The sequence below is a fragment of the Mycolicibacterium komossense genome, from assembly GCF_025822605.1.
GTDB lineage: Bacteria > Actinomycetota > Actinomycetes > Mycobacteriales > Mycobacteriaceae > Mycobacterium > Mycobacterium komossense.
The window spans coordinates 509-15,038 of record NZ_JACKTY010000033.1; the positions used below are offsets into that span (position 1 = coordinate 509).

Genomic DNA, 14,530 nt, shown 5'->3' on the forward strand with positions numbered 1-14,530 from the left:
CGCAAAGACGGCCGCACCGAATGGATCCCACCACCACACCTCGACACCGGCCAAGGCCGCATCAACAAACACCACCACCCCGAGGAACTCCTCCACCCCGAAGCAGACGACGACGGTGCGGCAGAGTGAACCGCCGCGCGCATCAGCGGGCCAGGTCTCACTGGCCGAAGGCGGCATGTTGCGGGCGGGCACCTGGAACTGGCGATCCGCCAGATCTGGTGCTAGCCCGTCACAGTTGCCGTCGTCGGCCCGCTGCTGGCGGGTCCAGTTCCGCAGCGTTTCGGTGTACACCCCTAACCCGTGTGTGGACGCCGCCGTGATCGACGAACGCCTACATGGGGTGAAACCCAAGCTCGCACTTGAATGCCGTTGCTGCGAATTACTTTTCGTTGTGCGCAGTCGGCAGAGTGCCATCGGGATCGATGATGACCTGACGGCCCGTCCTACCATCAACGGGCCGTCGGCGAGCCCGCTCCCGTGGCCGGGCTATGGCCTCGGCGGACCGGGCTTTGGCCACGGCCGCCGCGACATCGCCGGCCGGCACGGCCATCAGCCGCGAGACCGCGGCATCCGCTGTTCGTGGTCAGGCCATGAGACGTCCATGTGTTCGGGCGTGTAGGTGCGGACCTGGTTTCGCCCGGCTTGCTTCGCTTCGTACATCGCGATGTCGGCTCGTCGCAGACCTTCGCCGAGGGCATCGGTCGAGGCGACGCGCAGGATCTCCGCGGCTTCCAGGCTGGCGACTCCGACGCTGGCGGTGACGCGTTGCCCGTCGACGCCGTCTGCCACCGCGACACGGATCGCATTGGCAACACTGACGTTGACGTCCGGTGGACCCGCTATAAGTAGGACGAACTCGTCGCCGCCGCTGCGGGCGATGGTGGCAGTGGCACCGGCCACGCGCCGCAACTGGTCGCCGACTAGACACAGCACCGCATCGCCCGTTTCATGGCCGTGGTTGTCGTTGATGGCCTTGAAGTGATCAAGGTCGACCACGATGAATCCCACATCCAGCGAAGGTGACATTCCCAGGAGTTGTTCTGACCAGAGTGCAAGGCCGCGTCGATTGAGCAGGCCCGTCAACGGGTCGCAGGTAGCGTTGTCGAGCTGCGTGTTGAGTGCACATTGCACGCCGCGAGTGAAGCCGTGCAACATCCCGAGTGTGCTATTCGCGCATAAGACCGACACGATCCATCGCGCAACGACACCTGCTGCATCGTGATGTCCCTGCCGCCAGGTAAGCGCAGCAAGAACGGTGACTATTAGTGTGACGAACACGGCGTGGGCGATGACTTCTCTTTTGCTGGCGAAGGTTGCGGCGTAAATTCCGATAATCGCAAATAGTGCTGCCCCGTACATCGCCGCTTCGGCGTCGGTGAAGGTGAAGAGCGCAGCACCCAGGCCGATATCGCCATAACAGACAAAAGCTCTCGGCAACATATGGCGCCGATCCGTGTGCCGGAGCCGCCACAGCCTGTCCAGCCGCGTCCGAAAGATGAGGGAACTGACGGGAATGGTCGTCGCATAGATCGCAATCACGATGAATCGCCGCGTTAGTGAGTGTGGGCCTTCGATGGACATCGCGGCAACGACACCTACCAAGGCGAACGACGGCACCAATGTTGCGGTGGTCCGACGAATTAGACGCTCCGGCAGGGCCGCCAAGGCGCGAGAGTGGACGTGACGCGGTCTCGGGCGCCGGGCGTTACCGGCGATCTGCAGATCCTGTGGATCGCCGCGACCGCTCTGTTCTCCAGCGGACATGTTGCGCCCCACCTCGTTTCCAGCTGTGTCGAACATGGAGGTTGTAAAGGCGTTGGCTGGCTTCCCCGACACATATTGGTTTGCCCGCCAATTCCGCCCGAATCGGGACCTCACTCACTACTGCGCGCAGGCGCTCTACCCTTGCCGTGGGATAGCAGCCGGATTGCGTGTGCGATGCGGACGAGGAGCCAGCGGCCGTGGTGATCCGCTAAGCGCCGTTCACGGCTCAGATCGAGACACGTTGCGCGCCAGGCCAGATGGCCAGTGCGGCCGGGGACGCGCAAAACACCTCCTCAGCCTGATGTACTTCCATGTCGATGCTCCCCAGCCCCTCTTCTTGGTGAGCTCGACAGCTCACCGTGAGGACTCGGCCGGTATCGGGATCGACCTGTTCAGGTTCGATCGTCAGCGAAGTGATCAACGTGAACCCGGCGCCGGTGGGCAGGTAGAACGTGAGATCTCGGCTGGTCAGCGCGCCGCCGTTGGTCACGACATAACCGTCGCCGCTGGGGTACAGGGCCTGCCCGACCATCTGCGTTCGTTCGAAGTGGGAGCTATCGCCGGCGGCCCGCCACACGGAGAACCGGGTGTTGGGACTCCCGTTGAATCGAGTCTGTCCCATCGGGATGATGATCTCGTCGCGGCCGTCGCCGTCGATATCCTCCAGCCCGACACCTGCCGGGCTGGTCGGTTCGAGCAGCTCGTCGATCGTCTGGACTAGGGCGCCAGTAGGGTCGGTGACGCTGATCTTCACTGCCATGAGTGGCTCCGCGTCATCGGGGGACCAGTAACTGACATCGAAGGTCAGGCCGAGCCGATCATGAGAGTGCATCCGGCAATTCGGGTGCCCCTGCGGGGTTGCTGGGTTGATCATCACGGTGGTCTGCACACACGACGGCAGACCACCGTCGGCTGCGGCCGGAGGACACGAGCAGCCTGCTGCGGCGATCGCCAGCGCGGCGCCAAGAGCTGCGTGCCTGTTCATGTGGCGCACAGTACCCCTGTTGACTCCACCGTACCGGAAGTACACGATACTAAATGTATGACATACTTTGGGTATCGGCTCGCCGGCGCGTCGGCAGGGATGGAGCATCAGGAATGGGTCCAGTTTCGAAGATGACGAGCCCGGGGGGCATCGCCGAATGCGGGGCCGCCGACATCACCGAACGTATCGTCCGTAACGGCGATATCGAGATCGCGGTGTACGAGCAAGGTCACCGCGGCGGTGAGACCATCGTGTTGCTCCACGGCTGGCCCGACACGCACCACCTCTGGGATGGGGTGACGCCGCTGCTGACCGAACGCTTCCACGTTGTGTCGGTTGATAATCGCGGACATGGCAAGTCGACGAACCCGAAGAGTTTCCGCAACTTTGCACTTGCCGCGCTCGCCAGCGACTACATGGCCGTCATCGACGCAGTCAGCCCGGGCAAGCCGGTCCATGTGCTCGCCCATGACTGGGGCAGCGTCGCCGCATGGGAGGTTGTGTGCGACGAGTGGGCGCAACGCAGGATCGCCTCGTTCACCTCGGTAGCGGGCCCGAATATCGCGCACGTCGGCATGTGGGCACGCAACCGGCTGTCGCGGCCGACCCCGAAGAACCTGGGGTTGGTGCTGGCACAGCTAGTCTCTTTCGGCTACATGTTCTACTTCATGCTGCCGCTGCTTCCGAAGGCCATGTTTGCTCTGACGATCAACGAGAAGCGTTGGCGTAAAGGCCTTTCCCGCGCCGAAGGTGTCGCACCGGAGGAGATCTTCCTCGGCGCCACATTCAAAAAGGACATCGGAAACGGTCTCCGGATCTACCGGGCCAATGTCCTTGCCGTCCGGCAGCGGCAGGAGCGGTTCACCCGCGTTCCGGTACAGGTGATCGTCGGCACCCGCGATCCCGCCGTGCGACAGGCCAGCTACACCGACGCCCTCAACTGGGCACCCGCGGTCTGGCGGCGCGTGGTCAAAGGTGGACACTGGCTGCCGTTCTCGCATCCGGAGCTGCTGGCGACGGCAGCGGCCGAACTGGTCGACGCCACCTCGGGCCTGCCTCCTGCGAGGGGGCTGCGCCGCGCCGAAATGGGAAGGCAGCGAAAGCCTTTCGAAGACCAATTGTTGGTGATTACCGGCGGGGGCAGCGGAATCGGACGGCAGACTGCGCTGGCGTTCGCACGCGACGGTGCCGAGGTCGTGGTCTCCGACGTCAACCTGGTCTCGGCCAAGGAGACCGCTGCGCTGATCAGCGATGCCGGTGGCACCGCATACGCGTATCAATTGGACGTCGCCGACGAGCAAGCGGTCATCGCCCACGCCGGCGAGGTCGAGGCGATTCACGGGGTACCCGACATCCTGATCAACAACGCCGGCGTCGGGGCGGCGGGTGCGTTCTTCTCGACTCCATCCGATCAGTTCAAGCGGGTGCTCGACATCAATCTGTACGGGGTGGTCAACGGATGCCGCGCTTTCGGGCCCGGGATGGCCGCCCGCGGTCTCGGCGGCCATATCGTGAATCTGTCCAGCATGGCCGCGTACACACCCCAGCAGGGCTTCACCGCGTACTCGACCAGCAAGTCCGCGGTGTTTATGTTTTCCGATTGCTTGCGCGCCGAGCTCGCCTCCTCCGGGGTCTCCGTTGCCACGATCTGCCCGGGGATCGTCGCGACCAACATTATTCGCAACACCGTCGTGTCCGGCCTGTCCGGCGAGCAGGCGGTGAAAAAGCTTGCGGCCGTGGACCGGGCCTACAAGTTGCGTCGTTACGGACCGGGCAAGGTGGCCCAGCAGATCGTCAAAGCCGTCAAAAAGGACAAGGCGGTCGTTCCGGTGACACCCGAAGCAGCCCTCCAGTACCGGCTCAGCAGGTTCGCGCCGGGCCTGGTGCGGCTGGTCGCCAAGACGGCTTCCCTCGGCTGACCCATTGCGGACTTCAGTCCGTCGAATCCGGACGGCCCCGCAAGTTCCGTGTGGGAAGCAGTCCTTTCGCCGCTGCGCACTATGCGGTACCGTCAGTATGACGTACTGAGTGTTACATGATTCTATCCAGTCGTTACGAGGGGAAACACGCAAGATGAGCGTTGAATGCACCATCGATCGGCCTGTCCTGCTGAGCGAAGTCGGCGCGTCGTCGGTACGCGGCAGCACGATCGGCGATCGTGAAAGAGCTGCGCAGCGGTTGTTGCGTGCAGTGCGCGACGTTATCGCCGCCGAGAAGGCCGGATCACGATGACCACCGCCGAGTCCCACGTGCAAATCACGACTGACGCCGAGCCGGGCTCCGACAAACCGCCGCTGCGCACCAGGGCCCTGATCATCGGCACGGGGTTCTCCGGCCTCGGCATGGCCGTCGCTCTGGCGAGGCAAGGCATCGAGCACGTCATCCTCGAGAAAGCCGACGAGGTCGGCGGCACCTGGCGCGACAATACCTACCCCGGCGCCGCCTGCGACGTGCCTACGCATCTGTACTCGTTCTCCTTCGAGCCGAAGTCGGACTGGAAAAACCTCTTCTCGTTGCAACCCGAAATCTTCGACTATCTCAAGGGTGTCGCCGACAAATACGATGTGCGTCGCCGCATCACGTTCAACGCCAAGGTCGAGCGGGCCTACTGGGACGAAGACGATTACAGCTGGCATGTCTTCACCGAATCGGGCCAGCAGTACATCGCGCAGTTCCTGATCTCGGGGGTCGGTGCACTACACATTCCGAGCACTCCGGATATCGACGGGCTGGATCAGTTCTGCGGCAAGGCCTTCCACTCCTCGCAGTGGGATCACGAGTTCGACCTGACCGGCAAGAAGGTCGCCGTGGTCGGAACCGGAGCCAGCGCTATCCAGCTGGTACCGGAGATCGTCGATCGCGTGGGGGAGCTGCAGCTCTACCAGCGCACCCCGGCCTGGGTACTGCCCCGTACGAACATCACCTACCCCCAGCTGCTCCAACGGGCTTTCAGGTTCATTCCGGGTCTGCGGGCCGGATATCGGGCAGGTCTGTATTGGGGTGCGGAAAGCCTCGCATATGCCATGAACAAGCGGCCGGTGCTGCTCAAGGCCGTTGACTTCTTGGGTAAGCGCTACATTCGTAGCCAGATCTCTGCCCCGGAGGTACGGCGCAGGCTCACCCCGGACTACCGCGCCGGCTGCAAGCGACTGCTCGGCTCGGGTACCTATTACAAGGCCATCGAAAACGCCAAGTCCGAATTGATCACCGACGGGATCGTGCGGGTGACACCCGGTGGCATCGTCACCAGCGACGGCAAGGAGCGCGAGGTGGACGCGATCATCTTCGCCACCGGATTCCATGTCACCGATTCGTACAAATACGTCGACATCAAGGGGCGCAACGGCGAAGACCTGTCGGACCGCTGGGGTCAGGAAGGTGTGGCCGCGCACCGCGGTATCACGGTGGCCGACGTACCGAACGCGTTTTTCCTACTCGGGCCCAACACTGGTCTGGGCCACAATTCGGTGGTCTTTATGATCGAGTCCCAAATCCACTATGTCGCGGAGGCGATCAAGACCGTCGATGCCTACGGCGCTCGGGCGATCGCACCGCTGCGGGCGGCGCAGGACGCGTTCAACGACGAGTTACAACGCAAGCTCGTAGGTTCGGTCTGGAACACCGGCGGCTGCAAGAGCTGGTACCTCGACGAACACGGCTACAACCGAACCCTATGGTCCGGATTCACTTGGGAGTACTGGCGTTCCACCCGTTCGGTGGACCTCAACGAGTACCAGTTGATCGGCATCCCCAGCCCCGAGGTGCGTAAGACGGTGCCCCGGCCCGACGGCCCCAGGCAGAGCTCGCCGTCGCTTGGGTCGGCGGTCCAGCGGTGAAGGACTTCACTGGCAAGGTGGCCGTCATCACCGGGGCCGGATCCGGAATCGGCCGCAGCTTGGCTATCAAACTCGCTGAACGCGGTGCGCGCCTCGCCCTTTCGGACATCGATACGGCGGGCGTCGCCGATACTGCGGGCCGCTGCGAGAAGATCGGCGCCGAGGCGACTCCGTTCGAACTCGATGTCGCCGACCGGGCCGCCGTCTATGCGCATGCCGAGGACGTCAAGAACGAGTTCGGCCAGGTCAATCTGGTGTTCAACAATGCGGGCGTCGCCCTGTCTGCCGACGTCGTCGACATGGAGTGGGACGACTTCGACTGGTTGATGAACATCGACTTCTGGGGTGTCGCGCACGGCACCAAGGCGTTCCTGCCGCATCTGATCGAATCCGGCGACGGCCACATCGTCAACGTGTCATCGGTGTTCGGCCTGATGGGAATACCGTCTCAGAGCGCTTATAACGCAGCAAAATTCGCGGTTCGCGGCTTCACCGAAGCGCTGCGCCAAGAGCTGCGGGCCGCCCGCCACCCCGTCGGCGTCACCTGTGTCCATCCCGGCGGCATCAAGACCAATATCGCCGCGAATGCGCGTGGTGTCCCCGACGATGTCGATATCGAGCTGATCCAGAAGGGTTTTCAGCTCGTCGCGTTCACGCACGCGGACTCGGCTGCACGCATCATTCTGCGTGGTGTCGAGCAGAACAAGCCGCGCGTGCTGATCGGGCCCGATGCGCGCGTCTTCGACGCGATTCCCCGGATCATCGGTCCTCGCTACGAAGACATCGGGGCACCCTTGTATCGGATCGGGCGCAAGATCGCCGAACGCTTCGGCATCCCGCTGTGAACACGCCCGCTGCCGGCCGCGCAGACCACGGCCGACCGGGAGTCCATTCGCGCAGCTAGCCGTACCGGTTCTGACCCGGTCGCCGACATTGTGGTGCCCGAGGTCGGCGAACGGGTCAGAACCGTACGCCCCCTACGGCTTCGGTGTAGGAGCGATGGGACCGGCACCCGGCTTTGGCGCTGCAGACTGCTCCGCAGTGACCTCCTGACTGCCCGTCTTGGGGCCGATGTCGGAGATCTGCCAGGTGTTACCGACCTTGTTGACGGTGATCGCCAGCAGGATGATCGATACCCTCGGTTGGGGGTTCTGCAGGTTTCTGGTGGTCTGGCTCGCCGATACGACCACCTGGTAGACGTTGCCTGGCTGGGCGGTCGCCTGGGTCGCCAGCACCTCACCGGTCGAGGTCACCTGCGCTTGCAACATGACACCCCGGAGCAGGTCGTTGGCGTTGATGTACTTGTCCTTGAGCGACTCGGATGCCCCGTCTTCAACCGATCGGAAGAAGGCGTCGGGGTCTTCGAAGCTATAAGTCAGCGACTTCAGCGCGTAGGCGTTCGCCAACTGCGCCGCGTTACTGCGATCGGCTTCGGCCTGGCGCAGCACCGCGACATCGTCGGCGGCGGCCTTGTACCTGACGTACCCGAAGACGCCGCCTCCAAGCAGCGCCGCCAACAGCAGGGCCGACACCCACATCCAACGGTTGCGCCACCGGCGCGACGGCGGATCGTCGGCGGCCGCGTCCTCCACACTCTGGGCTCCATGAACCGAGTCGACGTCGTTACCCGCCTTGGTCTCTTCGTCATTAGCCATGTCGGGCTTTTTGATCATGTCGTTGGTCACGCCTCACTCCTCATTGTTGGTTCCAATCCGGCACGGTGAGCTGGACCCGCACGCCACCGGCGTCGCTGAATGTCGACTCCCAGAAGTCGAGCCAATGGCCGGCGTCGACTTTGACCCCGCGCAGCGGGGCGGTCGCCGGCCCCAGCACGCTGGCGAACGTGCCCAGGGGGATGGCAAGGGTGTCGAGGTACTCGCCGAGCTTGGCCACCAGGTTGCCGACCGCCTCATCGCTGCCGAAGATGTCGTTACCCGTGTGCGACAACGCATCGAACTGACCGATCAGACGGATGAACGCCGGCACGACTTGCGGCAGCATCTTGCCGGTCTGGCTGAACACCGCTCCCGCGTTCAGATCGCCGAGCCCGGTGGTCAGTGTCGAAACATTGCTGAACAGCGTCGCCAGCAGCTCCCTGTTCTCCCGCACGACGTTGGCGAACAAACCAGCAGTGGTGGCCAGCGAGTCCAGCGCGTGGTCGTTGTCGGTGAATGCTCCAGACACGTTGGCCACGATGGTGCGCACGTCGTCGGGGTGCAGAGCCGACAGCAGGGCATCGGCCCTGGCCAGCAATTGGCTCACCGACACCGTCGGAGCAACGTGATCGGCCGGAATTACGGCGCCCGACGAAAGATAGGGCGGCGCTATGAGTTCGGGCCTGAAGTCGATGTACTGCTCTCCGGCGCCGGAAAGGTTCTCGACGCGGATTGCGCTGCTGGCCGGGATCGGGTACGCCCCGTCGAGGTCGAGTGACACCGCCAGACCGGTCGGGGTGATTTGCATACCGGCTACGTGACCGACCTTGATGCCGCGCATCGTCACCTGCGACGTCGGCAGCAGGCCACCGGAGGTGTTCAGCATCAAGGTCACCCGAGTAGCCGTCGTGGTCGGGCTCATGTCGAGGACTCCCAGCGCCATATAACCCGCGCCGATCAGCGTCATGATCAGCAGGATCACCAAGGTGGGGCCGGCGTTGAATTTCATTTCAGCAACCCCATGGTCTGCATCGCCGAGATCACTTGATTGGCCCTGGAGGTGGGATCCATTCCCGGTGAATTGATCTCGGAGACAGTATATTTGGGTCCGCCCTGCCCGAAGAACGGAATGAGCTTGTCGCGGATCAGCTCGATCAGCTTGTTCGAGATGACCGGGATCGTGGTATCGGCGGTTGAGACCGATGCGATGAACGGCCCCACGTAGGACAGGATGCGGAGCAGATCGGGGGTGATCGGGTCCAGCAGCGGCGTCAGGTTCCGGCCCAGCACAGCAGCGTTGATGATGAGATCGACGATGCTCAGCGTGACGCTGCCGAGCCCTTCGAGCTTGGCCGGGCCCTCGGTAACCAGCCGGTCGAAGGTTTTGGTGTTCGCCGCCAAACTGTTGCTGATGTTCTCTGCCCCCGAGAGGATTCCGTCGATGGTGTCCTGGTTGGCCGCCAGATCATCGAGCACGCCCGACAATTTGCGCTGGATTCGGGTCAGCTCGGCCGGGTCCTTCGGGAAAGCCTTGTTCAGATTGATCACGGTGTCCTGCAGCGTGCCGAGCTCTCCGCCGGAGACCAAGTTCGACACCGATCTCAGGACATCTTCGACATTGTCGGCCGGCACGGTGTTGCGCAGGGGGATGGTATCTCCGTTGTGCAACGGGACGGGCGACGGCGCGGCCGGTGTGAACAGTGCGATATAGGTGTCGCCAAGTACCGTGGCCTGCCGAAGTTCAGCCCGAGTATCCTGCGGCAGTGTGACATTCGCGGAGATATCCACGTAGGCGACCGCCGTACTTGCGGCAAGTTGGACTCGATCCAGGACGCCGATCTGCACACCTCCGGAGTCAACTTTCGCGCGGGCGGGCAGATTCAGCACGCTGGAAAATTCGATCTTGATGCTGTACTTGGCACCCGCGACATAGGATCCGGGAACCGGCAGCCGCGTCGGGTCGAGGGCGCACCCCGCCGCGAGGACGACAGTCACGGTGGTCAGCAGACCGCCGACCGCGCGCAGTATCGGACGGTTCATGGCAGCGCCGCTCCCATGATGAGGTTGGTCAGTCCCAAGGTCACCGGATCAGAGGCCGTGCCTTGCGCACAGGCCGCCGCCGTGCCGGGGATGTTGCGTTGCCGTAGTTCGGTACAGATGGCGCTGGCTTGTGACGGTGAAATCGCCACGCGCGGAGCGATGTAGGTGACGTGATTGGTGCCCCAGGACGGGTCGTAGATGTCCGCCAGCCAATTGGTCAGCGGCGGCAGGGCATTGATGCTGCCGACGATGTTCGGTGTCCAGGCGTTCAGCAGATCCCGGATCCAGGGAATCGCCTTGTCGGTGATGTTGTGATAAATGCGTGGGGCGAAGCGATTGATCGCATCGACCAGGATCGGCAGCAGATGCACGAGATGACTGAGCGCGGTGGCGAAGTTGTCCGCCAGGCCTTCGATCAGCTGGGCGGTGGCGGGCAGCGTCTGGACGACGGTGGCGAAGGTATCCCAGTGCTTGAGCCAGCCAGAGGTGAGGATCTGGGAATTCTCGAAGAGCTGCCGGTAGTCGGCATCGGCCTGGTAGGGGTCGCCGACCATCGTCACCAGGTTCCGCAGCGTCTGGTTCAGGCCCGCTCCGGTGCCCTCGAGCGAGTGACTGGCCGCGCTGAGGCTGTCGTTGATGGCCTGCACGCCCGGCGCCTCGGACGGGCGCTGGTCCTTGCCGGCACCGAGGATGGTGTCGGTCAGATTGCCGAGGGCGGAATAGGTTTCACTGATACCGATAGGGGTCTTGGTGTCCGCCAGTTTGATGCACTGCGAGCCGGTGAACTTCGGGCCGTCGGAATAGGCCTTGGTGAGTTCGACGTGCCGGTCGGTGACCACGGACTGTGCGAAGGTCACTGCACCGACGTCAGCAGGAAGGTCGAGGTCCTTGGGTACGGTGAAGTCGACCTCGACGTGATCAGGTTTGTTGGTGATCGCGGTCACCGTGCCGACCTCGATACCGAGCAACGCCACGTTGTTGCCCGGGTAAAGCCCCACCGCATCAGTGAATTCGGCACACATCGCGCGGCTGTTGGTGATCTGGGGCATCAGGACCTTGGCGCCCAAGGCTCCTACCGCAACGAGCGCGGCGACCACGGCCAACGCCAGTGCGACTGCCAGGCGAGAATGTATCCGGTGGCGGATGGCGGCGAATAGCGACACGTCAGCAGGTCCTCATCTTGTATGGCAGGCACAAATCTTGCCCCGGCATCAGCTTGTCGCTCTCGTTGACGACGACGCCGTTGCCGCTGAGCATCGGCACCACGATGTTCAGGATCTGGCCCAGGCCTTCGGCCGCCTTGCCGATCCGCTCCGGGTGGGTGAACAGCGTGTCGAAGATGTCGTCGATACCGTTCACGACAGGTGCCACTTCGCGTTGGTAGAAAACCAGGAACCGGTCGACGAGCCGGGCCAACTCGGCAAGCGTCCCGAAGAACTCGACGATATCGGCCGATTTCGAGGTGAGCCTGCGCCCGATCAACGCAAACTGCTCAGACAGCGTGACCAGCTGCTGACGTCCGGCGACGAACGCGCTGGAGTAGTCATTGATGAAGTCCAAGCCGCGGTGGAAGTCCGCGGTCGTCTGGCTCAACGATGTCGTCAACGTGTCGGCTGTCTGGATCACATCGCGTAATGCGTCCGGATACTTGTTGGCGGCGTTGGCGATTTCGGTAAAGGTATCGTGGATGACCTGGCCGTCAACCTTTTTGATCTCGGGAGTCGCTGCCTGAATGATGTCGTTGATCTCAAACGGCGTTGTGGTGTGTTGCGGTGGAATCACGTTGTGGCCCAATGGAGTTTCGCCCCGGGGAACGAGCGCGACGTAGTGGCCGCCCAACGGCGTGAGTAACTTGATCTCGACCGTGGATTCCGAACCCACCGCTATCGACTGGCTCACGTCGAACTTCATCTCGACCAGGGTGCGGTCAAGGCGGACCCCGGTGACCTTTCCGACCGGAATGCCCGCGATCCGGACCTCGTCGCCGGGGCGCACGCCACCAGATACGGGGAGGTGCGCGGCATACCTCGTCTGTCCCGCCGGGTTCACGTATGTCACCCCGGCAGTCACCAGGGCGCACACGATGGTGATCACCCCGATGACGCCGAACCGGCGGCTGCGCACCGCAGCCGCGTGATCGTCGAGCACGGGTCGGCGTTTTCGGAGAGCCATCAGCGACACACCACCAGATCCTGTTGGGCGAACGACACCATGCCGATGCCTGGAAGGGAAACCTCGCCGTTGGAACACGTGAACGCCGCAACGGCGGGCCGATCGTCGACCAGCGAGTCTCGTAGACCCGTGATCAGGGACGGCACCAGAGACAGTCCGGCGATGATGGTCGGAGTCTGCGGAAACATCCGGCTCATCAGGTCATACAGTGGCCTGTTCGAACCGTCGAAGTCTCGCTCGACTGCATCGAGGAGCTTGACGAGATTGCGTAGGGGAGGCAGCGCCTCGTCGATCGAGGTGCGGAACTGCTCGACCTTGGATGTGAACCGCAGAAGCACTCCATTGAGGGTGCCGATCAGGTCGATGAGCTGCTTGGACTTGCCGCCCAAATCGCGGGAGATGTCGCCCAGGTTGTGAATCAGCACCATGAATACCGACTGACGATCGACGGCGTACTTGGAGATGGCGTCGAGATCGCTCAGCGCAGGTCCGATCCCGGACGCGTCCCCCTGGATCAGTCGCAAGAGGTTTTCGCCCAGCTGGTTGAACTGGGCGGGGTCGAGCGTATGGAACAGTGGTCGAAATCCGTTGAACAGTTTGGAGACATCGAACGAGGGAACGGTCTGGGCGAGCGCGATGGCGGCCCCGGCGGCAAGGGGCGGGCCCGGGTTGTCCGGCTGGGCCAGTTCCAGGTAACGCTGGCCGAGCAGGTTCTGGTAGCGGACCGCGGCCACGGTGTTCTGGTACAGCGGATGATCGTCGAGGACGGTGAAGTCCACTTCGGCGTCGTTGCCGACCAGCCGCAGGGCCAGCACCTTGCCCACCTGCACCCCGGAGACGCGCACATCGTTGCCGACGAACAGTCCCGACACGTCGGAGAATGTCGCGGTGAACTGGGTCACCGCACCTTTGACGGGGCTGCGCAAGGCGCCGATCACGATGACGGCGCATAGTGCTGCCACGGAAGTGAAGATCGTCAGCCACAGCAGCGATCGGGAGATGCTTCTCATGAGCCACCCCCTGGCATCGGCGGGGGACCAGGGGTAGGTCCGGGATCGACACCGGGAGAAGGCAGGGCGGCCGCGAGCCCAGGCATGCTGTCCAGTAACAGCTCGACCTGCAGGCGGGGTTTACCGTCGCGAACCGGGAACGCGGCGCTGGTCCGGTCGAGCAGGCCGGAGAGCCGGTCATAGGCCGGCGCCAGGCTGCCCACGGCGAACGCGGCGGGAATCGCGGCGTTCATCAGACCATTGACCAGCGGTACCAGCCACGAGTTGTTCCTGGCAAAGATCTGACCGCCGCCGTTGATCAACTGGCCGATGCGCTGCAGGATGACGTTCGTGTGGTCCGCGCCTCCCGGCTCCGCCAGGAACTGCAGCTGGTCGAGCAACTGGTTGATCAGTCCCATGAGGGGAACGAAATCGTTGAGCCCGTTGACGAACGAGCCAATCACCGATAGCGACTGTGAGAACGGAACCGTCTGGGAGTCGGCAAGTATCCTGGCGAAGTCGAGAACGGATTTCGCCACTGGCTCGGTCAGATCAGCGTGCCGGCGAAGCACATTGACGATGTGCTCGCCGTCTGCCGAATCGATGATCTGGCTGAGCTTCTGGCCCTGCCGGAGCAGTCCGGTGACCGACGCGGCCTGTACGTTGGCGCCGATCTCCAACGTCTGATTCGTGCCCAACGGGGCGCCGTCACCGTTGCTGACGAGTTCGACTGCCGCCGTGCCGAAGACATTCGACGAGGTGAACCGGGCACTGGTGGCGGTGGTGAGGATCTTCGCCTGGCGGGGATCGAGAACCACCGTCATCTTCTGCTTGTTGTAGCCGGCCGATTCCAGTGCTTTGACCGACCCGATGGTCATCCCGCGGTACTTCACCTCGGCCCCCGGTGCCAGGCCCTCCCCAATCGAATTCGCCAAGACGGTCAGTTCGAAGGTGTCGTCCAGCTTTCCGGTGCTCTGCTGGTAAAGGAAGTAGGTGGCGACGGCAAGCACAACGCCGACCGCCAGGCCGCGTACTCGGAGACGACGTGAGCTGGCCGATCGTCCGCTGTGGTCCAGGTATACCGGCATC

At 63.4% G+C, this 14,530-nt stretch carries 14 protein-coding genes; 4 read left to right on the plus strand and 10 right to left on the minus strand.

From position 1 onward, the window contains the following. From H7J73_RS20515 to H7J73_RS20525, 3 genes are all read right to left on the minus strand, one after another. Window positions 1-291 (minus strand): hypothetical protein (locus H7J73_RS20515; RefSeq protein ID WP_264069485.1); only part of this gene is annotated, 291 nt, incomplete at its 3' end. A gap of 258 nt (window positions 292-549) precedes the next feature. Beyond that, window positions 550-1,581, minus strand: coding sequence for a GGDEF domain-containing protein (locus H7J73_RS20520; RefSeq protein WP_264069486.1), 1,032 nt, complete (start codon window positions 1,579-1,581; stop codon window positions 550-552). A gap of 409 nt (window positions 1,582-1,990) precedes the next feature. Beyond that, window positions 1,991-2,758: a hypothetical protein gene (locus H7J73_RS20525; protein WP_435405558.1), complete on the minus strand. Its 768-nt coding sequence runs from the start codon at window positions 2,756-2,758 to the stop codon at window positions 1,991-1,993. Between the two features lie 122 nt (window positions 2,759-2,880). Between H7J73_RS20525 and H7J73_RS20530 the strand changes: the two genes are divergently transcribed. The 4 genes from H7J73_RS20530 to H7J73_RS20545 all read left to right on the plus strand — a co-directional run bounded on the left by H7J73_RS20530 (window position 2,881) and on the right by H7J73_RS20545 (window position 7,430). Next, window positions 2,881-4,668, plus strand: coding sequence for an SDR family oxidoreductase (locus H7J73_RS20530; protein ID WP_264069488.1), 1,788 nt, complete (start codon window positions 2,881-2,883; stop codon window positions 4,666-4,668). A 154-nt stretch (window positions 4,669-4,822) separates the two neighbouring features. Then, on the plus strand, window positions 4,823-4,981 hold the full coding sequence (locus tag H7J73_RS20535; protein WP_264069932.1) for a hypothetical protein: 159 nt from the start codon (window positions 4,823-4,825) through the stop codon (window positions 4,979-4,981). Beyond that, window positions 4,978-6,585 carry a flavin-containing monooxygenase gene (locus tag H7J73_RS20540; RefSeq protein WP_264069489.1) on the plus strand — a complete coding sequence of 536 codons (1,608 nt, stop codon included), beginning with the start codon at window positions 4,978-4,980 and terminating at the stop codon, window positions 6,583-6,585. Before H7J73_RS20535 ends, H7J73_RS20540 begins: the two co-directional genes overlap by 4 nt. Beyond that, window positions 6,582-7,430, plus strand: a complete 849-nt coding sequence (locus H7J73_RS20545; protein WP_264069490.1) for an SDR family NAD(P)-dependent oxidoreductase — start codon at window positions 6,582-6,584, stop codon at window positions 7,428-7,430. Before H7J73_RS20540 ends, H7J73_RS20545 begins: the two co-directional genes overlap by 4 nt. Before the next feature lie 132 nt (window positions 7,431-7,562). Here H7J73_RS20545 and H7J73_RS20550 read toward each other — a convergent pair whose 3' ends face one another. Genes H7J73_RS20550 through H7J73_RS20580 form a run of 7 tightly spaced genes read right to left on the minus strand, consistent with a single transcriptional unit; the run spans window position 7,563 to window position 14,529 of the window. Next, entirely contained in the window at window positions 7,563-8,270 is a 708-nt protein-coding gene (locus H7J73_RS20550) for a hypothetical protein (protein WP_264069491.1), read from the minus strand. A gap of 10 nt (window positions 8,271-8,280) precedes the next feature. Next, window positions 8,281-9,249 (minus strand): MlaD family protein, encoded by a 969-nt coding sequence (locus H7J73_RS20555; RefSeq protein ID WP_264069492.1) that lies wholly within the window; start codon window positions 9,247-9,249, stop codon window positions 8,281-8,283. Beyond that, complete coding sequence (locus H7J73_RS20560; RefSeq protein ID WP_435405559.1) at window positions 9,246-10,268, minus strand: MlaD family protein; 1,023 nt, start codon at window positions 10,266-10,268, stop codon at window positions 9,246-9,248. The genes H7J73_RS20555 and H7J73_RS20560 overlap by 4 nt, the downstream gene beginning before the upstream one ends. An 8-nt stretch (window positions 10,269-10,276) precedes the next feature. Next, window positions 10,277-11,443: an MlaD family protein gene (locus H7J73_RS20565; protein WP_264069494.1), complete on the minus strand. Its 1,167-nt coding sequence runs from the start codon at window positions 11,441-11,443 to the stop codon at window positions 10,277-10,279. Between the two features lies 1 nt (window position 11,444). Then, window positions 11,445-12,452 (minus strand): MlaD family protein, encoded by a 1,008-nt coding sequence (locus H7J73_RS20570; RefSeq protein WP_264069495.1) that lies wholly within the window; start codon window positions 12,450-12,452, stop codon window positions 11,445-11,447. Further along, window positions 12,452-13,462, minus strand: coding sequence for an MlaD family protein (locus H7J73_RS20575; protein ID WP_264069498.1), 1,011 nt, complete (start codon window positions 13,460-13,462; stop codon window positions 12,452-12,454). Before H7J73_RS20575 ends, H7J73_RS20570 begins: the two co-directional genes overlap by 1 nt. Beyond that, entirely contained in the window at window positions 13,459-14,529 is a 1,071-nt protein-coding gene (locus H7J73_RS20580; RefSeq protein WP_264069499.1) for an MlaD family protein, read from the minus strand. The genes H7J73_RS20575 and H7J73_RS20580 overlap by 4 nt, the downstream gene beginning before the upstream one ends. Window position 14,530 lies beyond the last annotated feature (1 nt).